1 pseudogene is annotated in these 209 nt (G+C 73.2%); it reads right to left on the bottom strand.

The features are described from left to right. Positions 1-209 (bottom strand): annotated as a pseudogene (locus EXE44_RS20005) (ABC transporter substrate-binding protein); the annotation flags it as partial.

Here is a 209-nt window from a genome sequence, read left to right as displayed (position 1 = left end):
AGGGACCGACGCCGGACCGAGGTTCGCGGCGGTCGCGTCCGCGACGCCGTCGGCGACCGACTCGACGGCCGAGATGTCCGAGGGCAACACCTCGATCCGGAGCCGATCGAAGGCGGGCTTGCCGTGGTACTGGGACGGGATCCCCGCCCTGGGGTCCGTCGCCGCTCCGAATCCCGTCTCTCCGGACGCCTCCGGGTCGGTTTCGGGCG

It is taken from the genome of Halorubrum sp. SS7, assembly GCF_005435055.1.
Lineage (GTDB): Archaea > Halobacteriota > Halobacteria > Halobacteriales > Haloferacaceae > Halorubrum > Halorubrum salinarum.
This window is presented reverse-complemented; position numbering and strand designations above follow the sequence as displayed.